This window comes from Frankia sp. Allo2, from assembly GCF_000733325.1.
Classification (GTDB): domain Bacteria; phylum Actinomycetota; class Actinomycetes; order Frankiales; family Frankiaceae; genus Frankia; species Frankia casuarinae.
Window position 1 is genome coordinate 84,218 of the sequence record NZ_JPHT01000016.1, and the last position, 20,011, is coordinate 104,228.

At 67.5% G+C, this 20,011-nt stretch carries 14 protein-coding genes and 2 pseudogenes; 6 read left to right on the forward strand and 10 right to left on the reverse strand.

Annotation, left to right across the window (positions count from 1 at the left end; all coding sequences use genetic code 11):
- Positions 1 to 105 precede the first annotated feature (105 nt).
- The 4 genes from ALLO2_RS27940 to ALLO2_RS12965 all read right to left on the reverse strand — a co-directional run bounded on the left by ALLO2_RS27940 (position 106) and on the right by ALLO2_RS12965 (position 9,073).
- A complete protein-coding gene (locus ALLO2_RS27940; protein ID WP_023841241.1) occupies positions 106 to 2,886 on the reverse strand; it encodes a type I polyketide synthase in 2,781 nt (926 codons plus the stop codon).
- A gap of 24 nt (positions 2,887 to 2,910) precedes the next feature.
- Entirely contained in the window at positions 2,911 to 4,044 is a 1,134-nt protein-coding gene (locus ALLO2_RS12955) for a hypothetical protein (protein WP_011436408.1), read from the reverse strand.
- Between the two features lie 65 nt (positions 4,045 to 4,109).
- Entirely contained in the window at positions 4,110 to 8,309 is a 4,200-nt protein-coding gene (locus ALLO2_RS23380; RefSeq protein WP_084588424.1) for a non-ribosomal peptide synthetase, read from the reverse strand.
- A 428-nt stretch (positions 8,310 to 8,737) separates the two neighbouring features.
- Complete coding sequence (locus ALLO2_RS12965; RefSeq protein WP_023841243.1) at positions 8,738 to 9,073, reverse strand: TetR/AcrR family transcriptional regulator C-terminal domain-containing protein; 336 nt, start codon at positions 9,071 to 9,073, stop codon at positions 8,738 to 8,740.
- A 47-nt stretch (positions 9,074 to 9,120) separates the two neighbouring features.
- On the opposite strand from ALLO2_RS12965, the gene ALLO2_RS12970 reads away from it, so the two are divergent.
- Positions 9,121 to 9,744, forward strand: a complete 624-nt coding sequence (locus ALLO2_RS12970) for a DUF4386 domain-containing protein (RefSeq protein WP_198031000.1) — start codon at positions 9,121 to 9,123, stop codon at positions 9,742 to 9,744.
- Positions 9,745 to 9,809: 65 nt separating this feature from the next.
- On the opposite strand, the gene ALLO2_RS12975 is transcribed toward ALLO2_RS12970, so the two are convergent.
- On the reverse strand, positions 9,810 to 10,406 hold the full coding sequence (locus ALLO2_RS12975; protein WP_232235072.1) for a L,D-transpeptidase: 597 nt from the start codon (positions 10,404 to 10,406) through the stop codon (positions 9,810 to 9,812).
- Here ALLO2_RS12975 and ALLO2_RS27265 point away from each other — a divergent pair.
- Entirely contained in the window at positions 10,399 to 10,650 is a 252-nt protein-coding gene (locus ALLO2_RS27265) for a hypothetical protein (RefSeq protein WP_232235073.1), read from the forward strand. The genes ALLO2_RS12975 and ALLO2_RS27265 overlap by 8 nt on opposite strands.
- A gap of 1,646 nt (positions 10,651 to 12,296) precedes the next feature.
- Here ALLO2_RS27265 and ALLO2_RS25630 read toward each other — a convergent pair.
- A complete protein-coding gene (locus ALLO2_RS25630) occupies positions 12,297 to 12,434 on the reverse strand; it encodes a hypothetical protein (RefSeq protein ID WP_157493373.1) in 138 nt (45 codons plus the stop codon).
- Positions 12,427 to 12,624, reverse strand: coding sequence for a GspH/FimT family protein (locus ALLO2_RS12985; protein WP_023841247.1), 198 nt, complete (start codon positions 12,622 to 12,624; stop codon positions 12,427 to 12,429). The genes ALLO2_RS25630 and ALLO2_RS12985 overlap by 8 nt, the downstream gene beginning before the upstream one ends.
- Positions 12,625 to 12,916: 292 nt before the next feature.
- On the opposite strand from ALLO2_RS12985, the gene ALLO2_RS12990 reads away from it, so the two are divergent.
- The 3 genes and pseudogenes from ALLO2_RS12990 to ALLO2_RS13000 all read left to right on the forward strand — a co-directional run bounded on the left by ALLO2_RS12990 (position 12,917) and on the right by ALLO2_RS13000 (position 17,146).
- Positions 12,917 to 13,816 (forward strand): MurR/RpiR family transcriptional regulator, encoded by a 900-nt coding sequence (locus tag ALLO2_RS12990; RefSeq protein ID WP_035732348.1) that lies wholly within the window; start codon positions 12,917 to 12,919, stop codon positions 13,814 to 13,816.
- 624 nt (positions 13,817 to 14,440) lie between these two features.
- Positions 14,441 to 15,232 (forward strand): annotated as a pseudogene (locus ALLO2_RS12995) (RNA-guided endonuclease TnpB family protein); the annotation flags it as partial.
- A 711-nt stretch (positions 15,233 to 15,943) separates the two neighbouring features.
- Positions 15,944 to 17,146 (forward strand): cytochrome P450, encoded by a 1,203-nt coding sequence (locus tag ALLO2_RS13000; protein WP_011436398.1) that lies wholly within the window; start codon positions 15,944 to 15,946, stop codon positions 17,144 to 17,146.
- 90 nt (positions 17,147 to 17,236) lie between these two features.
- Here ALLO2_RS13000 and ALLO2_RS13005 read toward each other — a convergent pair whose 3' ends face one another.
- Positions 17,237 to 17,773 (reverse strand): DUF1003 domain-containing protein, encoded by a 537-nt coding sequence (locus ALLO2_RS13005; protein ID WP_035732375.1) that lies wholly within the window; start codon positions 17,771 to 17,773, stop codon positions 17,237 to 17,239.
- 149 nt (positions 17,774 to 17,922) lie between these two features.
- Here ALLO2_RS13005 and ALLO2_RS13010 point away from each other — a divergent pair, with 149 nt between their 5' ends.
- The gene (locus tag ALLO2_RS13010; protein ID WP_023841251.1) at positions 17,923 to 18,753 is read left to right on the forward strand and encodes a PhzF family phenazine biosynthesis protein; all 831 of its coding nucleotides are present in this window, start codon (positions 17,923 to 17,925) and stop codon (positions 18,751 to 18,753) included.
- A 108-nt stretch (positions 18,754 to 18,861) separates the two neighbouring features.
- Here ALLO2_RS13010 and ALLO2_RS13015 read toward each other — a convergent pair.
- Positions 18,862 to 19,140: pseudogene (locus ALLO2_RS13015) on the reverse strand (IS607 family transposase); the annotation flags it as partial.
- A 520-nt stretch (positions 19,141 to 19,660) separates the two neighbouring features.
- Positions 19,661 to 20,011, reverse strand: a 351-nt coding sequence (locus ALLO2_RS13020; protein ID WP_157493375.1) for a transposase, incomplete at its 5' end; no start/stop codon positions are given.

The window sequence follows — 20,011 nt, forward strand, 5'->3', positions numbered from 1 at the left end:
TGAGCCACCCTTGCGGGTGCGGGTTGGCTCTCGGGATGCCGAGACACGACACGTCGAACGACACCGGCGGCCTGTCCCGGAGGCATCCGCGCCACGGACCGCCGGCTACCCCGTCAGGGTGCCTGGGCCGGTGCCGGGCAGGTCCTGCGATGCCGCCAGCTTTTCCACGTAGGCGCGGATAGTCGGATGATCGGTGAAGACCGAGGCCCGGACGTCCTGCTCCAGCTCGGCACCCAGCCGTGCCGCGATCTCGATCAGATTCAGCGAGTCCAGCCCCAGCGTGAAGAGGTTCTGATCCGGGTCCACCTGTGCCGCATCGTCCAGTCCGAGCATTTCCGCGACCTGATGTTGGATGAAATCGATGACAAGTGCGGGTCTCTCGGCGTCCCGTGCCGTCTCCACTCGGTCGCGCAGCGTCCCCTCCGCCGGCGCGGGGCCGGCATCGGTTCCTCCGGCAGTCGCCGGAAACGCGTGCTCGTCCGCCTCGACCCAGTAGCGCCTGCGCTGGAACGGGTAGGTCGGCAGGGGCACGCGCCGATGTCCCTGGCCAGCATGCAACGCCGACCAGTCGAGGCTGACGCCGCTTGTCCACAGGCGCCCCGCGGTCGCCAGCCACACGTGTCGGGCGTCGTCGTCGGGACGGGTGCCAGCGTCGGGACGGGTGCCGCGCGGGTCCATCTCCAATGGCACAACCTTCCGCCCGGATGATGTCTCGCGCCGACCGTCGAGCAGGAGGGCGAGACGTTCCTCGGCGTCGGGAGTCTCGTCACGCGGCCCGACCCAGCCCGCCGACGGCACCGGCGCACCCACGTCCAGCCAACCGTTGACTGCCGCGGACCACACGGGGTACCGGGGGGCCGCTGGCGTGAGGTTGCCGGCCGGCTCGCCGTGCGCCTGCGCCCAGGCCAGCCCGAGCGCGGACTCGAGGGGGAAGATCCCGGCGAGGCAGGCGGCGACCAGATCGCCCGAGCCGAACCCCACCAGCGCGCTCGGACGCACACCACATGCCGTCCAGAGCTCGGCGAGAGCGTACTGCCCGACGAAGGCGGCGACGGCGTCGCCATGCCGCGCACGCAACAACGACGCCGGGTCGGGTGTCCGCGGCCTCACCCCGAGAGTCTTGAGGGCCACCGCGCACCGGTCGACCGCGTCGCGGAACACAGCGACGTCGCGGTATACGGCGGCGTCGCGGTACAGGCCGGCGAGAGGGGTGTCGTCGCCGTTCTCCATAAGACGGTGCGCGAAAACGAAGACTACGTCGGCCTCGCCGTCGGCAACCTGCCCGGTGGACACGCGGTCGGGCTCCCCGAGCGCGAGCGTCAGTGCGGCGTCGTGGACGTCCCGGCACACCAGCGCCCGTCGGTACGCACGTGCCCGGCGTCCCACCGCGAGCGTGTACGCCACGTCGGCGAGGTCGAGCGTCTCGCGGTGCACGCGCAGATGACGCGCCAGATTCTCCGTTGCCTCCTCGAGCGCCGCGACCGAGCCGGCAGAGATCATCAGCAACTGCCAGCCGTCCGAAGGCGGCACCCCGGGCTCGCGTTCGCGGGGCGGCGGCTCCTCAAGAATCACATGGGCGTTCGTCCCGCCAATGCCGAACGAGCTCACGCCGGCACGTCGCGGGGCTGTGCCCGATGCCGGCCACTCCTGGGACTCCGTGGCGACGCGGAAGGGATTGGCGTCGAAGTCGATGTCGGGATTGGGTTTTTCGAAGTGCAGGCTCGGCACGATCCGCCGGTGTCGCAGCATCAGCGAGGTTTTGATCAGTCCGGCGATCCCGGAGGCCGCGTCCAGGTGGCCGATGTTGGTCTTGACCGAACCGATGGCGCACCGGGCGCCTGCCCCTGTCTGCCGCAGGAACACGTCCTGCCGCAGGAACACGTCGGTCAGGGCGGCGAGCTCGACCGGGTCCCCGAGCGGGGTGCCGGTACCGTGGGCCTCGACATAGGTGATCGTCTCGGCGGCGCAACCGGCAAGAGCCTGAGCCTCGGCGATCACGGCGGCCTGGCCCTGCACGCTGGGAGCCGTGTAGCCGGTCTTCGCGCCGCCGTCGTTGTTGACCGCGCTTCCCTTGATGACCGCGTGAATCCAGTCGCCGTCGGCGAGCGCGTCGGCCAACCGCTTCAGGACCACGATGCCGACACCGCTGCCGAGGATCGTGCCCTGCGCTCGGGCGTCGAAAGCCCGGCACCGGCCGTCCGGCGACAGGATCATTCCCTCCTGGAAAAGGTAGCCCTCGGCCTGTGGCACCTTGATATGGGCCGCTCCGGCCAACGCAAGATCGCACTCTCCGCCCAGCAGGCTCAGGCAGGCCAGATTGACGGCCACCAGCGAAGTGGAGCAGGCGGTGTTCACGTTCACCGCCGGGCCCCGCAGGTTCAGCTTGTAGGCCACGCGCGTCGCCAGGAAGTCCTTGTCGTTGCCTATCATCAGCCGGTAACGTTCCAGCGTCGACCCGTGGCGGAAACGGCCGGAGAGGTTGCGTAGAAGGTAGGTGTTCAGCCCGGCGCCGGCATAGATACCGATCGGTCCGGGGCAGGTGTCCGGGTTGTAACCGGCGTTCTCAAGCGCCGTGAGCGCGCATTCGAGGAAGTGCCGTTGCTGTGGGTCCAGGAGCTCCGCCTCCTCGCTCGTGATCCCGAAGACCTCGGCGTCGAACATCTCGATGTCGGCCAGTATCTGCCCGGCCCGCACATAGCGCGGGTCCGCCACGAGTGCGGGGCCGACGCCGGCTGCCAGCAGTTCGGCCTCGGTGAAGAAGGTGGTGGTCTCACGCCCGTCACACAGATTCTGCCAGAATTCCTCGACGGTATCGGCCCCGGGAAAACGGCACGCCATCCCGATAATAGCGATGTCGGAATCCCGGACGTCGTCTGGTCGTTCCATCGTCTCCCCCTTCAGCGCAGACTCTCAGTCGAGTCGGATGCCCATGTCCGCGGCCACGGTACGCAGGTCGAGGAAACTACGGGCGACATACCGGGCGGCGTCCTCGCCGGCATCAAGCTGCTTGAACACCTCGACGAGGGCCTCCTCGTGCGCGCCGGGGTCCCCCTCCCCTGCCGCGATCTCGAACACGATCGCCCTGAGTCGGTCCTCGACCTCGGCCACATCGACCGATCGGGGGAACTTGACACTGTAGGTGGACCGGTCGTAGTCCTTGTTTCGGTTGACCGCCCGCACATAACTCGACGCGTTCAGCTTGTAGAACATACAGCCCCAATTCCTGAACGAGTAGTAGTTGAGTAGCGGAAAAAGCGTGCAGTGGGTCTCGAATGGCGAGGATTCGTAAATTCCTTTCGCCTTCAGCTCCGCGACGATCCGGTCGGGGTCGTATTCGTCGCGTAGGGCGACGAAGGGAAAGACAATCTTCGGCAGCTCACGCTCGTCGGCGAACAGTAGTTCCTCCAGCCCGCCCGAGAAGAACTCGCCGGTCCGGTCCCGGCCGAAGATCTGGTAGAAGTTCTTAACGATCTTCCGGACGTTCGACTCCATCGTGAGCGTCTGTTGCGGGTCCGCGCACAGGATGATGTAGGGGATGTTGTTCCGCCACGCGTGCAGGATTGCCCGGATGACAAAGAATGACCGGCACGAGACACAGGGAAGTTTCTCGTCCAGGTACTTACCCGGCCGCTCCGGGACCGGTCGGTTGAACACCTCCCTCATCATGTCCTTTATCTTGTCGGACCGGTCGGTGACGAAGGTGGCCGGGATCCTCTCCTGGGCAAGCCGCATGTTCGCTGCGGCATGGCTGCTCTCGAAGGGAATTTCGAAGGTGTAGGAGACGACTCTTTTATGGTACTCGTTCACGAACTTGTCCAGCATGTACGTGCTGTCCTTGCCACCGCTGTACATCAGCAGGCAGTCGTAGGGACCACGCTCGTTCGGCCCGCTGTTCGCGAACTCCTCGTAGGTTCTGGACACGTAGGTGAAGTTCTCGAACATCTCGACCGCGACGTCGAGGCTACACAGGTTGCACACGCCATCATTGTCAAGTGATATTCCCGGATGACCAGCGTTCAGTGAACAGATCTTGCAGCGGACCATTCCTCACCTTCCCAGCCGAGTTTTCGAACGCGTCGCCGACGGGCCCGCCTCATGCGCCGGGTGCCTCATGCGCCGGGTGGCTGGCGGGAGCTGAGACCACCACGTCTGCGCCTGAGGCCCGCGAGTGCTGACCGGGAACGCCCCCCGGATTCTTCGGGTGCCCCAGCTCGTCCGGGAGGGTGTGGCGCGCCGGATCCGGCGTCACCGGACCGGCGTGGCGCAGCGGTGGACAAGTATGCCGCCAGTCCCCGGACAGTCGGATAGGCGAACATGTCGACCCGCGTAAGCGACTCGGACAGCTCCGCCTGAAGCCGGATCAGAACCTGCATGAGCAGCAACGAGTTACCGCCGGCGTCGAAGAAGTTCTCGTCGATTCCGACCTCCGGCACCCCCAGGACACCCCGCCAGATGCTGGCGACTGCCGCCTCGAGCTCGCTACGGGGCAGGACCCGCTCTCCGCCTGCGGGCGGGAGAACCTCAGGCGGCCCCGGTAGGGACCGACGATCGATCTTGCCGTTGGCTGTCAGCGGCAGACGTGTCACGGTCACGAACGCAGCCGGGATCATGTAGGGAGGTAGTCGGGTACGTAGGTACCGCCGGAGTTCCTCCGGCCGCGCGCCGAGGCCGGATTCGGCCGAGACGAGGTAGGCCACCAGCTGGCGGTTACCGGGGGCGATGTCGCGTGGGCAGACCACCGCCTCAGCGATGCCGTCATGCCGGCGCAGAGCTTCTTCGATCTCACCGGGTTCGATGCGATATCCGTGCAGCTTGACCTGGTTGTCGACCCTGTGGAGGTAGTCAATCCGGCCGTCGGGCAAGTGGCGCACGATGTCCCCGGTCCGGTACATGACGGCGGACTCGTCCGGTCCGAACGGGTCTCGGACGAACCTTTCCCGGGTGAGCTCCGGCTCGCCGAGATAGCCCGCGGCCACCCCGTCCCCACCGATGTACAGCTCGCCGGGTACCCCGGGCGGCACCGGCTGAAGCCATCTGTCGAGGACGTAAAACCGGGTATTGGCGATCGGTCGCCCGATCGTAACCTGCCGACCCGGCTCCACGCGGTCGACCGAGGACCAGATCGTCGTCTCGGTCGGGCCGTAGAGGTTCCACACCTTCGCAACCCGCGCGAGAAGGCCGTCAGCGAGGTCGCGAGGCAGCTGTTCGCCTCCGCACAGGGCCGTCAGGCCACGGTCACCCTCCCAGGCCGCGGCGATCAGCATCCGCCAGGTCGCCGGGGTCGCCTGCATGACCGTCGGGCGGCTCCGCTCGATCCGTCTCCGCAGTTCGAACCCGTCACTGGCGACATCGGCGGGTACCACCTCGACCTGCCCGCCTGTCACCAGCGGCAGGAGAAGCTCGAGGTAGGCGATGTCAAAGCAGACCGTGGTCACCGCCAGCAGGCGGTCGTACTCGGTAAATCCTGGAGTCCGCGCCATCGAGCACAGAAGGTTCGTCAGGGCCCGGTGGCCGACATCCACCCCCTTGGGCCGGCCGGTCGACCCCGACGTGTAGATTACATAAGCACGACCCTCCGGTGACCCTCGGTCATATTTTTCCTCGTCAGATTCCTCGTCATGTTCCTCGCCCGGACCGCCCCCGGCTGTCGCGATCACATCCCAGTACTGATCGAGCGTGACGACGGTCGCCGGGCAGTCCCGGACATCGGGCTCCAAACTCGTCCGGGTGAGCAGCAGTGTCGACCCCGAACTGGTGAGCATCTGAGTGATGCGGTCGGGTGGATACACCGGATCCAACGGCACAAAGGCCGCTCCGGATTTCATCACGCCGAGTACAGCGACAACAATTTCTTCCGACCGCTCGAGGTAGATGCCGACAAGGCTGCCGGGACCGATGCCGTGGCGACCGAGGAACGCGGCGAGGCGCGTCGACCGTCGATCAAGTTCGCCGTACGAGAGACTGCGATCAGAGCAGACGACGGCGGGTGCCTCGGGACGGCTACGTGCCTGCCGTATGAACAACTGATGCGCGCACAGGTCGCGCGGGTAGTCGGCGTCCGTGTCGTTNCAGGTGACAAGCACACGTTGCGTGTCCTCGGGCGACAATAGCGGGAGCTGGGTCAGATCGGCCGTCGCGGAGCCCGTGAGGGCCTCGAGGAACGCGACGAACATGGAGCGCATCGTGTCGGCCGCACCAGTTTGCAGGACGTTCTCGGCGATGAGCCAGCGGCATCCCTCACCGTCTCGCGGGATCTGCGCGAACAGCACGGTCGCGGACCGCGGCTCGGCAGCGACATCGAGATTGTCAACCAGCTCGACGGCGACCGGCATGCCGCGCTCGGCCCATGGCGCGCACGCACGTAGCTCCGCGTGACGAACCCCTAGGTCGCGGGGGTGGCCGCTACGCCCGCTGAACAGGCGGAGCTGCCTGGCCACCTCACGGCGGAACTCCAGGAAACCCCGGCTCTCGTTGAGCGAGGGCACCCGGAACGGCCGATGGCGGGCAAGCGGTATGCCATCCCCGCCCGAGGCGTCGGATTCGGCTTCCCACGACAGGTCGACGTCCGGACCGTCCGCACCGCTGAATCGAACCAGGAAGGCCAGCAGCACCGTGAGCAACCATTCGGACCTATCGCGCCCCCGGCCGTCACCATCCCGTGCGGCCATCTTCTCCTCCACGCCGGCGAGATCAGCGGGGACGGGGAATCGGATATCCCGGTACCGGTGCGGCGGATCCGCGACCGGATTACGGCGCGGGAGGTCGAGCGGCTCGACGGACATCAGGCGCCGTACCCAGTCGGTCTCGTGCTCGACAACTCCAGCCGGCTCCCCCGGCTCAACCGGCTCAACCGGTCCGACCGGCCCGGCCAGTCCCTTCGTCCGCCGGCCGGCCAGCTCCTCCGGGGCAAGTTTCGGAAGCGCACCGAGGGGGACCTCCGGGGCGGCAACCATCGCCTCCAACAACCGCCGAACCTGGGATCCCATCCGTTCTACCGTCTTGTCGGTGAAACGGCGGCGGTCATAACCGATCCTGAGGATGAGGCGGTGGTCGTGGTTCGCATAGAGAGNGAGCGGGNAATTCGTCTGCTCCTCCAGACGGAATTCCCGGTGCCGCCAGGAACCCCCCAGCGACCGCAGCCGGGTAGCAGGCAGGTAGTTCTCAAAGATGAGCAGACTCTCGAACATCGGGAGCGAGGCCGGAATATCACTCCAGGTGTGGATACGGGTCGGCGAGGTGTGCTCAAACTCTCGCAGCGCCAGCTGATGCCGTCGCAGCCGCTTCAGCAGCTCGATCACGGTCATCGTGCTCGGGGCGACGACGCGGAATGGCAGCGTATTGAGAAAGAGACCAAGCATGTCCTGGGCGCCGTCCAGGAATCCGCGACATGCCCGGGTTGTACCGAATACTACGTCATGGCGGCCACTGAGCTGTTGCAGGAGGACCGTCCACGCCGCCTGCACGACGTTATTAGCGGTTACCTGTTGCTCACGGACCAGGAGTTCCAGTGCCCTGGTCATCTCTTCCGAAAGCTCGGTCTCCACGGCCGTCAGGACGTTCTCACCGGGGTCGGGGACGCGGACCACGTCGACGACGAATGGCGTGGGCTCCGTAACACCAGCCAGATCGGCACGCCAGAACGACTCCGCTGCGACAAGGTCCTGCTCGGCCAGCCAGGCGACGTAGTCCCGGTACGGGCGCGGACGGGGACGCTCGGCCCGGCGCCCGACGAGCAGGTGATCGTACCGTTCGAAGAGTTCCGCGCTCACCATGAAAAGGGAGCGCCCGTCCATCAGTGCATGATGGGTCGTCCAGACGAACTCGTATTCATGATTATCCATGCGGAAGACCGCGAACCGCATCGGGGGCCCGGCCGCGAAATCGAAGGACCGGCGCTTGTCATCGTCGAGGTATTCGCGCAGGCTCTGTTGCCGAGTTGCGCTGTCCAACTGCCTCCAGTCCCGCGCGGGCAAGGACACATCGACATCACTGCTGACCACCTGGCTCGGACCGTCCGGATGGTCCAGCAGAAGCCTGGTCCGCAGCATCGGATNCCAGTCGAACAGGTCCCGCAGTGCCTGCTCGAACACCGCCAGATTCAGCTGCTCCCGCAACGTGAACAACTTCTGCAGAACGTAGAATCCCTCGCCGGGAGCGCTGCCACTGTGCAACAGCATTGCGTGCTGCACCGCCGACAGCGGAATCCTTTCCACGTCTCCGCCCGACCGCACGGCTCCCGACCCGAGGCGGCGCGCGCTCGTCGGCGCCACCGGACCTGGCGAGGTGCCGCGCCCTTCCGGGTTGTGCATATCGAGCCTCTCGTAACGTTGGGTCGACTTTTCCGACCGGAGGTCTGGCCCCACGGCGAGGCTATGTGGAAAGCCGACCTGGCCCAGACTACTGGAATTCGAAACGGCTTCCTCTCGTCGCCACGAGCAGGTCAACCTGCCGAGCACCACTTTCAACCGGTACTGTGGCCCACGCCACGAAGGTCGTCAACACTTATTACACAGCGCTATCGATTCATTCGAGATGGCGATCGAGCAGCACCGAACAGCGGCTTTATCCACCTTCATTCCGACGCCATTCCGACGCCATTCCGACCGATTCATTGGCCGTTCACCGCCCGGCCAGGAGGTACCGCTGAAATCCCGACAAGATTTTCGATGCGGACGCGCGAGAAGCGCCACTGAAAATATCCCACAGCCTTGACTCCGCGCCGACGAACTGCCCGCGCTCAGGGGTCAATGAGGCGTTCGATGCCGTCAAGGACACGGTCGAGGCCCCAGCTGAACTGCTCGGTGGTGACGTAGGCGGCCAGCACGTCAATCTGGCTGGCGGTGCGTGGGTAATGCTCGACGGGCACGGCAGCGAACGCGTCACGGCGGGCGGCGATCCGCTCCGCCTCGGTGGTTCCCGGCTCGTGCGGCTCGGCGGCCTCCAACGCGATGGCGCCCAGCACATACACGATCAGCAGATATGCGGACCGGGCCGCGTTCGCCGCCGGCACCCCGCCGTCGGCCAGCGCCGCGAGCAGCCGCTCGTTGAGCGCGAGCGCGTTGGGGCCGTCCATCGGGCCACCGAGTCGTCCTTCCGTCCTTCCATCGAGGCGGCACCGGCCTGGTCTGGACCTGGTTCGCGACCGGCTGGACCTACGCTCTGCTACTACCGCCGACGCTGCTGCTGCCCACGGCCCTCGGTCGCCGGGACGATCCCGTCCTGCGCGCCGCGACCTGGGTCGGCTCCGCCGCGATCGTGCTCGCGCTCGCCGGATTCCTGCGCTGGGTTTTCGTCGTGCCGCCGCTGGCACGGCAGTACATGGCCGGCGACACGACGACCCGAGCAGCCGTCGACGCCGCCTGGCTCGCACAACACCAGCTCGGCGGCGCCCTGCTTGGCGAGCACCTCGGCCAGACGCTCGCCATCGCCTGGTCGACGACGATCTCCGTGATCATCCTCCGCCGCCGTCTGCTTCCCGCCGCTGTGGGCATGCTGGGCCTGGTCGCAAGCGCCATCTACCTGCTCAACCAGGGCGACATCCTGACCACCGCGATCCCCGGGGTCCCCGCATGGGAATCGGCGGGCTTCCTCGGCTCCACACTCTGGTGGAGTATGGATCGCCACCCTCGGCTTCGCGCTCCTGCGCCGGCATCCACCCAGCCGACCCCGCAGAACCGGCTCTGCCCCGCGGCCAGCCGCTGCCGGGCTGCCGGGCTGCCGGGCTGCCGGTTCAGCCTTGAGTAATTCAAGATCGGCATCGGGGTCTGTCGCATCCGCGACAGACCCCGACGAGGTCGAGATGGGACCGGTCAGGCGACGATGTCGACCGGCGTGCCCAGGGGCAGCATGCCCGCCAACCAGGTGATGTCGCTGTTACTCAGGCGGATGCAGCCGTGGCTGACGTCACGCCCCAGCGTGTGGGGCTGGTCGGTGCCATGCAGACCGATAATCGGAGCATGGCCTTCGAAGGAGGCCAGTGAGGTGGAGAAGCCCGAGAGGCCGAAGGCGAAGGGCCCGTAGGGTCCGGTCGGATTCCGCGGCCGCAGCAGTTCGGTCAGGTAGTACCGCCCCCCGGGGGTCGGCGTGTCCGTGGTTCCGACCGCCACCACGAACAGGGATATGAGCGTGTTCCCGCGATACAGCCGCAACTGGTGGGCTCCGCGGACGACCTGCAGGTGATAGGCGGTGGTGCTGGCGCGGACCTGGTCGTCCCTGATCCATCCGCGGCTGCCGTTGGGCCATATCGGCAGCAGGACCTGCCACCATCCGGGCAGTCTCGCCGTGACGAGAAAGACCCGTGGCGCGCCCGCCTCATTCGGGTTACTCAGCCGCGACGCGGGCCAGGTGGACATGGGCGTTGGGTAGACGTCCACGCCGGCGACGGTCGCGGTCAGAATCGTGTTCACCGCCTCCGGCTCGGCCGCCGCGCCGCGAGAAGACCTGGCGGTTACCGAAGACCTGGGGATGGCCGAAGACATACCGGTGGCCGAAGAGCCGGCGCCGATGCCCTCACCACCGACCGCGCAGGCGGCCGGGAACAGCAGCCCGCACACGGCGACCATCAGCGCGGCCGACGCGCGCGGCGCCGACAAGCCGGCGGGTGGTCGAGGCCGCCGGGTGCCCGCGTCCGTCACCTCTGTCATCCCATAGAGCCGGTCATCCCGTGAAGGGGACGGTGTTCGTCGTGATCGGCGTCGCCGGTACCGTCGTGCCGGTACTGGTGCCGGTGCCGCCCTGCTGCCCGGGCGAGCCCTGTGGTGTCGTGCCGCTGGTTACGGGTGATGTCGAGCCCGTCTCCTGGGCCGGGGCTTCTCCCGTTCCGGGAGCCTTCGCGGTACCGGGGATCTGTCCGCCACCGGTCGACTCCCCAGTACCGGGAGTCTGTCCGCCAGCAGAGGCCTGTCCGCCACCAGAGGCCTGTCCGCCACCAGAGGCCTGCGGGTACGAGGGCGCCTCGCCCCGCGTGCCCGGCACGATACCGGCTCCCGGGGCGACGGGGCCGGTGCCGGTAGGACCGGTGCCGGTAGGACCGGTGCCGGTAAGGCCGGTAGTGGTGGCCGCGGTCGACGGGCCCTGTCCGCTGGCCGGCACCGGCCGACCGTGGGTCGACACACCGATCGTCGGCAGCTGGGGTGAGGGGTTCCACGACTGGTCGAACACGCGGGCCACGACGAGGGAGGAATGCGTGTCCAAGGTGCGCGAGGCNCCCGCCGCCAGCACCCCGTTGCCGCCCCGCCCCTCCTTCGAGAACCAGCCGAAGGCGACCGGATGATCGGTGACGTTCTTCAGCGTCCACGAGACCATGCCGTGCCCGCCTGCCGATCGCAGGNCGAGCGACCGCAGGTGGCTCTGGATCCGGTTGATGTCGGCCGCCCCGATCGAGTAGGCGCGGAACAACGGGTTGATCTGCGCGACGATATGAGGCGGGGTCGGGTTGACGACGACGTTGTCGATACTCACGTCGAGATCTGGCCGCAGGGCGAAGCCGCCCGGGAGCGTGACCTGACTGGAACCGGGCACCCCGTCGGGGAACGCGGCACCGGCTGGACCGGCCACGGCGGCGGCCAGGGCGCCGGCAGCACCGACGGCGGCAAAATACATTTTTCGCGAGCGCATGGCGGGACGCCCCTTCCCTGCGTAATTTATCGGCGTACGTGTACGTTGAATCGCCCTGGCGACAGTACTCTGCGACGTCCTCGTGCTACCCCGCACGATCTCACCAGGTACCCCGTCCGGGCTAACACGGCGGCGGGAACCGGGCGCGGACGGTCCGTCCGTGCCGTGTGTGCAGAGGATTTTTTCGTACCCACCAGGAGGCGCCGGCGAAAGTTGTTCGGCCGGTATCTTCCGACTCACCTGTCCTCACCAGGACAGGTGAGGACGGCGATACGATTATGTCGGGCTCTCCGAACGGGCCAGGTACGCGGATGTGGTGTGCAGGACGATGGCCGCCAGCGCGCCGGAATGGTGGGTGCGGTAAACGAGGTCGGCCTGGGCCGGGTCCACCCGGCACCGCCAGAACCAGGAGGGTGATAAGGAGGGCTACGCAGAACTCGGGGAATAGAAATAGAGCGCCCAGATCACGGAGAATTCCGTCCGACGGGTCGGGAGCGGACGCCGGTGGTCGGTGTGCAGTACTCGCCAGACCCTGGAGTTGGCGACGGCCCGGGTTGTGCCCGGTCAGGTGCTGTTCTCCCGAGTACAGTTCCGGATCGGAACTGTACGACCGACACGGCAGCAGGGACCCGTCCGCCACGGTGGCCGTCCCCCGAACTCGGCCGCGATGCGGTCGATGCTCAGCGGGTGAGTCGCAGTACGCGTCGGGTGCGGGGAACGGCCCGGTTGGCGGCGGGACGCTGGTCATGATCGGGTGCCTTCGGCGGGATGGGCCTGGCCCCGGCGGTCGCGTCGAAGCCACTCAGGCGCTCAGGCACTCAGCCGCTCCTTGACGTAGGTGGCATAGACGATCTTGATCATCTCGCTATCGTTGCCGACGTCGATGCCGACCTCGGCATGGCGGCGCACCGCCTCGGCGGCCGCCTGGCGGATGGTTCCCGGCAGCCGCTGTGCCCGCTCCGGGGTCGGGTCGTGATGCTCCCGCTGGAGCACCTCTTCGGCCAGCATCCTGGGCACGGCAGGCTGCCGACGTGGGCGGTCACGATGCGGTCGGTGCTCAGCTTCATATCTCTCCTCGCTTACGGCAGACGGTCAACGGGCTCAGCGGGGGCAGGGCTGAGAGACGGAGACAGAAGGAAACATCCTCTTAACGGAATGCATTAGATGGATAGAATTTTCATACAGTATGATTTCTACCAAAGGAACAGATCTTCATCCGGCCCGTGCGGCAGATGACAGCGCACCACCGGCAAGCTGGAAGCCGAAAAGCGCGAGGATGGTGACGACGTTGGGAGAGACCATGACCGGACCGACGGCCGTCGAGACGATCGACGAGCCCGCCCAACCCACCCCCGGGCCGGGCGGCACCATCGCGCACCTACGCGCCTGCCTGCCGACTCTCACTCCCAGCGGTCGCAAGATCGGCCAGCTGATCCTCGACGACCCGAGGGAGATCGTTCACCTCACCGTCACCGATCTCGCCGACCGGACCGGCACCTCCGTCGCGACCGTGGTCCGGTTCTGTCAGGATCTCGGCCTCAAGGGCTTCGCCGACCTCAAAATTCGTCTCGCCGGCGAAGCGATTCCTCCCGAACGCGGCCTCCACGAGGCCGTCACCCACGCCGACTCCCCTGCCACCATCCTGGAAAAGATCCTCCACAGCACCGAGTCGGCTCTGTCCGAGACCACCCGCACCGTCGACCGCGCGGCATTCACCCGCGCGGTCGACGCCCTGCAATGCGCTGACCGGGTCCTGCTCATCGGCGCGGGGACGTCCGCCCCGCTCGCCCAGGACGCCGCCTACCGCTTCCGCACTCTCGGCCTGCTCGCCGAAGCCCCCGCCGACGCCCACGTCCAACACGTGGCCGCGCGCCTGCTGCCTCCCGCCTCCGCCTGCCTGGCCATCAGCCACACCGGGCAGACCCGCGAAACCCTGGCCGGCGCCGCCGCGGCGCGCGCGGCAGGGGCCACGACCATAGCCCTCACCAGCTTCTTCCGATCCCCCCTGACGAGGCTGGCCGACGTAGCCCTCGTCGCCNGCAGCAGCGAAACAAACTATCGAGTCGAGGCCATGAGCAGCCGCATCATCCACGCGACGGTCCTCGACGCCCTGTTCGTGGCCGTCCACCTCGCGCAACCCGACCGCGCCCAGAAAGCCCAGGAACTCACCGCCGAGGTACTCACCGAACACCGGATCTGACACCCGAGATCACGGAGGTGAACCCGCGGAGGGTGACGGCGAGGGTGGCCATGGCGAGGGTGGCCATGGCGAGGGTGGCCATCTCCCGGTCCGGTACGGCGGTGATCTGATCGTTCTCGTTGACCGGAAAANGGTCCAGCGGTTGGCTGGTTATACACGGTCGAGACGGCCAGCGAGACGGCCAGCGAGACGGCCACGGCAGGCCGGCGGCGGTAGCGGCGGTCCTCTCACCCCGCGCTGACCGCACGAACTACGCAGACCGTGTAAACCGTGCGCCGGCCTCCCACCGCACCCGCTCCTGCGGTGACCACGATCCTTCGACTGGCCTTCGGCCGGCGAATCTGGGACCTGACCTCGTGAACGCTCGTGAGTGTTGGCGGTCATCACGTTCGCCGGCCGTGTTGTCCTCGACCGGGCACCCAGCGTCCTCGACAGGGCACCCCGCCGGTTGGCCTTCCCCTGGTAGGACACTTACGAGGAGACCTACGCGGAGCCCTCATTCAGGACCGGCCTCGGCGGGTTGATCACGTGCTACTTCTCCGTTCGGGCCAACCCGACGGGCACCGTGTTCAGGTGGACGAAGGACGACCGGCGTGAAGGCGTTGCGGGCGTACCGGTTCGCGCTCGACCCGAACAACAACCAGCGTGCCGGCCGACGACCGGCATGTGAAGCTGCCCCGGATCGGCCGGGTGAAGGTCCGCGAGCCGATGGGCGCGCTGACCGGGCGGCTGGCGAATGGTCGGGCCCGCCTCCTAGGCGCCACGGTGTCGCGCACGGCCTGCCGCTGGTTCGTATCGTTCACCGTCGAGGTCGAGCGGGAGGTTCCCACCGGCCCGTCACGGCGGCAGCGTGCCGCCGTGACGGTCGGTGTCGACCTCGGGGTGCGCCACCTCGCCGTCCTGTCGACCGGTGAGACCGTGGCGAACCCGAAGCCGCTGGCCCGGTCGCTGCGGAAGCTGCGCCGCGACGGGCCGCACAAGCTCACCACCCGGCTCGCGACGTCCCACGAAACGATCGTGGTGGAAGACCTGCCCGTGGCCGGAATGGTCCGTAACCGCCGCCTCGCCCGTGCCGTGTCCGATACCGGCATGGCCGAGGTCCGCCGCCAGCTCGCCTACAAAACCCTCTGGTACGGATCGACCCTGGTGGTCGCGGACCGCTGGTACCCCTCGAGCAAGACCTGTTCCGGCTGTGGCGGGCGNAANCCAAANCNGACCCNGCCGGACCGCATCTTCACCTGCCCGTCCTGCGGGCTGGTGGCCGACCGCGACGCCAACGCCGCGGTCAACCTGCGTCACCTCGTCGCCGCCAGTACGTCGGAGACGATAAACGCCCGTGGAGCCGACCGTAAGACCCACCCTGGTGGGCGGGTGGCTGTGAAGCGGGAACCCGGCACGGCCATGGCCGGGAAGAGCGTCACCCGCACCACCGAGGTGGCATCCGGCGGGAAGTACGGCGGGACACGGCGGGACACGGNGGGNCACGGAGGGCGTCCCGGTCGGCGTGAAATCCTTCACGCGGCACGGAAGGGCGCGACACGTGATTCCCGTCGCGATCGCCTTGCCGGGTCTGCCGTAGACCATGACGGCGAGCTTCCGAAAAAGCGCCGTGACCACGCTCGGCGTGAACGCCCCGCCCACCAACTGACACAATTGGGTAGTCAGATCACGGCCCGCTGCTGCGCCCCGGAGGGCACGAATGAGGGCACGAATGAGCCGGCCCTCCCAATCCTTCCGGTAAAGTCGGACGGGACCCGGACCCGGACGCGGAGCGTGAAAAGCGGAGCGTGAAAAGCGGCCAGAACCGTTGAGGAATGCCGCCGAACCCGGCGGGCCGTCATGGCCGGGACCGTCACGGATTCCCCGCGCAGGGGGCATCATTGCCGGCTCACAAGTGGTTGCAAGAGGTTTCAGGCGTCCGGCCGNCGGCTTCCTCCGATGCCACCCGACTCCGCCTCGAGCCGTTACCCGAACAAGCCAGCCGCAGGGGCGGCGGCGGCGGCTTTCCCTCGCATCCACCAACGATTCGATAGGCATCAGCAGCACTCCATCGCCGCACCGGTCAGTCATGACGGCCCTGAAGCCGCGCCCCGGCCGGTTTCCGGAGTGCCCTGGGAAGGAGAATCCATGGCGGATCCCGTGGTGACCGACGTCGGGACGTCGGCACGCAAGATCGACCGCGAAGACCCGAACGGCGGATGCCCGGTCGTACAGGGCGCCGACGGCGTATGGCGGATCAGCGGGTACGCCGCCGGGCAGGCGGTGCTGCGCAGCTTGGAAACCAAGCAGGCCGGCCTCGGTATCGACGCATCTAAGGCGATTCCCAAGCGGATCCGCCGACCGGTGCTGCACAGCGACGGCCCCGAGCACCGGGAACGCCGCCGGCTGACCGCACGATTCTTCACTCTACGCAGGGTCGACGAGCACTACCGCGAGCTGATGCACCGCGTCGCCGACGAGCAGATCGACCGGTTGCGCCGCGAGCGGAGCGTCGACCTGTCCGAGCTCAGCTTCGCCCTCGCCGTCGAGGTCGCCGCCGCGGTGATCGGCCTCACCAACAGCCGCCCCGGCATGGCCGCCCGCCTGGAACGGTTCGCCCAGGGAGACCTCGGACCGCCGAATGTCACCAGCATCCGCGGCATCAGGCAGTTCATCCGGCAGAACCGCCACGCCCTCGCCTTCTACCTCGCCGACGTGCGCCCCGCGGTACGCGCCCGCCGTCGGCGACGCACGGATGACCTCATCTCACACATGATCGACCAAGGCTGCACCAATGCCGAAATCTTCGCCGAGTGCGTCACCTTCGCACCCGCAGGAATGATCACCACCCGGGAGTTCATCAACGTCGCCGCCTGGCACCTGTTCACCGACGACACACTGCGCGCCCGCTACCACGACGCTGACCAGACCGAACGGATCGCGATCCTGCACGAGTTCCTGCGCTTGGAACCGGTCATCTCCACTCTCAAACGGCGCACGACGGCCGACATCCAGCTACCGGGCCCGCACGGCCCGCTAACGATCCCAGCCGGCGCCCAGATCGACATCGCGGTGAGCAGCACCAACATCGACACGCAGGCCATCGGCGCCGACCCGTACACAGTCCGCCCCGCCCGCCCGATCGGCGACGGCGTGAGTCCGGCGGGGCTGAGCTTCGGCGACGGCCCCCACAAATGCCCCGGCGCACACGTCGCCATCCACGAAACCGACATCTTCCTGCACAAGCTGTTCATGCTCGACGGCCTGCACATGGCCAGCCCACCCCAGGTCACCCTCCGGGACGAGATCGCGGCCTACGAGCTGCGCGGCCTCGTCGTCACGCTCGACTGAATCGTCGCGCTCGGTTGACCCGGCCCCACACGCCCGGCGCCGGGCACCAGGCACCGGATTCGCGTCGTCGCCGACGATGAACCTGAGGCGTCACGACACTCCCGGATCCATCACTCCCGGACCCATCGGCTGGGCCTGGCCGTTACGGATCTCCGCGCGGGCGTGCGCGACGAGCTCCTGGACGTCCCGTTCCACCTCGTCGGGGTCAAGCCCGAGCGCCCGCCCGATGTGGACCGACCACACCTCGGACCGCAGGTTGGTCTCGAAGTCGAGTTCGGCACGGAGGTTCTGCCGGGCGGCCTCACGGTTCTGGCTGACCATCACGAACGTCGATAGGAAGATCGCCTCCAAGCTGACGATCATCGTCAGGAGGCCGAACGGGTAGCGGTCGAAGANGGCGTCCTCGCCGAACACGCCCTCGTTCAACAGGATCCAGCCGCCGAACCAGACCGCATGCAGGTAGACGAAGGGCAGCGATCCCGCGAAGGAGGTGATCAGATCCGCCCCGCGGTCCTGCGAGGTGCGCATCCGGGCGAAGGCGATCCGCTCGTTGGAAATACGCGGATGCGGGCGGCCACCCGCTTCGGCGTGACGGGGTCGGCCATGGGTGTCGGCGGAGGAACTCATGCCTTCATGCTGATATGCACCCGGATGCGTTCCCGCGCCGGCCCGCTCCTGGTGACGCTCCATCGCCTCCAGCCGCCTGGCGATCGGAATCCAGGAATTCCTCACCTGCATCCGCGCGGTCAGCCGGCGGCCCGCGGGACACTGGGCCGATGCCGCGTCCCTTCCAACAGATCGATGTCTTCTCAAGATCCCCGTATCAGGGCAATCCGGTAGCCGTCGTGCTCGACGGATCGGGACTCGACCCGGAGGAGATGCAGCGGTTCGCCCGGTGGACGAACCTCTCGGAGACTACCTTCATCCTGCCGCCCACCTCATCGGACGCCGACTACCGGGTCCGGATCTTCACACCCGGTGCCGAGCTGGCCTTCGCAGGGCATCCCACGCTGGGTACCTGCCACGCCTGGCTGACCACCCGGCCTCCGGCCGAACGGGGCGATGTGGTCGTTCAGGAGTGTGGTGCCGGGCTCGTTCCCGTCCGGCGGACCGCGGACGGACTCGCGTTCGCCGCACCCCCGCTGCGACGCTCGGGGCCGGTTAAGGAGGCCCTCGTCCAGCGCATCGGCACGGCGCTGGGCATCGCCCGCGATGACATCGTGGCCGCCGAGTGGGCGGATAACGGGCCGGGATGGATTGCTGTTCTACTCGACAGCGCCGAGGCGGTCCTCGCGTTGCAACCGGGCATCGTCGACCTGCATCTCGGCGTGCTCGGCCCGTATCCGCCCGAGTCGACCGAGACGTTCGAAGTTCGGGCCTTCTTCCCCGTGAACGGCACGACGAGGGAGGATCCGGTAACCGGAAGCCTCAACGCGTCCGTCGCCCAATGGCTGCTCCGGACCGGGCGAGCGAGCGCACCCTACACGGTGAGCCAGGGAACACTGCTCCACCGGACCGGACGGGTGCACATCTCCGCTGATGCGGACGGCACGGTCTGGATCGGCGGCGACACGATCACCTGCGTGTCCGGCTTCGTCGAGCTATAGGTTCCGTTTGTAAACGAACCGACCTGCGCTGGCATACCGGCGCAGGTCGGCGAGCTGGGCGTCGTTCCGGGTCAAGAGCGAACCCGATACGCCTGGAGGACCCTCACGGGCTTCCTCGACGGCGGCTGCGACCGCGCGCCGGACCCGGTCCGCGGCGGCCTCCCGACCATACAGCCGGAAGCACAGCGACGTCAGGATCTCGGTCACGTCCCCGACCAGATCGTCATCCACCCCGGCGGGGTCCTCATCCACCCCGGCGGGGTCGACGACCAGCAGCCGGCGGCCGGACGCGGCAAGGTCGGCGTCGACATACTCGACGCCGAACCGGCCGAACCGGTCGCGATACTCGACAACGATCGTGGCTACCTGCGTGCCGCGTAGCAGGGCATGGCCCACTATAGCCTGCCAAAGTACATTATTAAGCGCTGAGTCGTGCAAACTAAAGTACACCCTATGGAACGCGAACTAAGTGACGGAACGGTCGAAGGCATCGCCATCAACCCCGAAACAGGCGAAGAACACCCGTTCCTGCGTCGCCCAGGCCGACGCACACGGGCCGTGGTCTATCCGCCCTTTCGGTCCTACGGCGTCGAGGTTCGGTCAGGGACGCGGCCGATCTGGCTCTATCTGCGGCTATCGAAGTACCACCGGGATGGCGCTGATGCGATCGAGCGTCACCGCATCGACCTCACGCGGCTACTGGCCGGCCACGTGGGGCGATGGAAAATCGCTGGTGGTCGGCCGGTCGACGTCGGGCTGCCTTGGTGCCGTAGGTGGAGCCCGTCTTCTAGTGTGACGTGGGGATCTTCAGGCACGTGGGACTGCTGCTTCGAGCGCGACCTTTAGACTCTTTGATCATCTGATNCCCCCGGTCGGCCGCCTGGCAGGGCCCCGGCAAAGTTGTCGGTTAGCAAGCAAGGNTCTTGATCGTCTCTAGTGGTCGTTCGGGGCGCCGCGCGTGGTGTCGGATTGCCTGGGCGATGTTCGTGGCGCCGGTCAGGCGAAGGATCGCGATCGCCAGGTTGCGCAGGCTGGCCATGACCTGGGGAGCGTGGCCGGTCCGGACCTGGCTGAGGTCCTCCCCGAAGGTGACGTCGCGGACCCAGTGCAGCCGGTTCTCCACGAGCCAGTGCTCGCGGGCGTAGGTGGCCAGCAGCGTGGGGCTGGCCTGGTGGGTCGGCAGGCTGGTGACAAGGTAGACGATCTCGGTCGTGGCCGGCCCGTCGGCGAGCGGCTGGCGGCGGCGGGTGACCTGCAC

Bases quoted from the DNA above. Each gene is read 5' to 3' on its own strand.
- ALLO2_RS12955 (WP_011436408.1), bottom strand. From the start codon at position 4,044: ATGGTCCGCTGCAAGATCTGTTCACTGAACGCTGGTCATCCGGGAATA.
- ALLO2_RS12965 (WP_023841243.1), bottom strand. From the start codon at position 9,073: ATGGACGGCCCCAACGCGCTCGCGCTCAACGAGCGGCTGCTCGCGGCG.
- ALLO2_RS12985 (WP_023841247.1), bottom strand. From the start codon at position 12,624: ATGCTGGCCGAAGAGGTGCTCCAGCGGGAGCATCACGACCCGACCCCG.
- ALLO2_RS27940 (WP_023841241.1), bottom strand. From the start codon at position 2,886: ATGGAACGACCAGACGACGTCCGGGATTCCGACATCGCTATTATCGGG.
- ALLO2_RS13000 (WP_011436398.1), top strand. From the start codon at position 15,944: ATGGCGGATCCCGTGGTGACCGACGTCGGGACGTCGGCACGCAAGATC.
- ALLO2_RS13010 (WP_023841251.1), top strand. From the start codon at position 17,923: ATGCCGCGTCCCTTCCAACAGATCGATGTCTTCTCAAGATCCCCGTAT.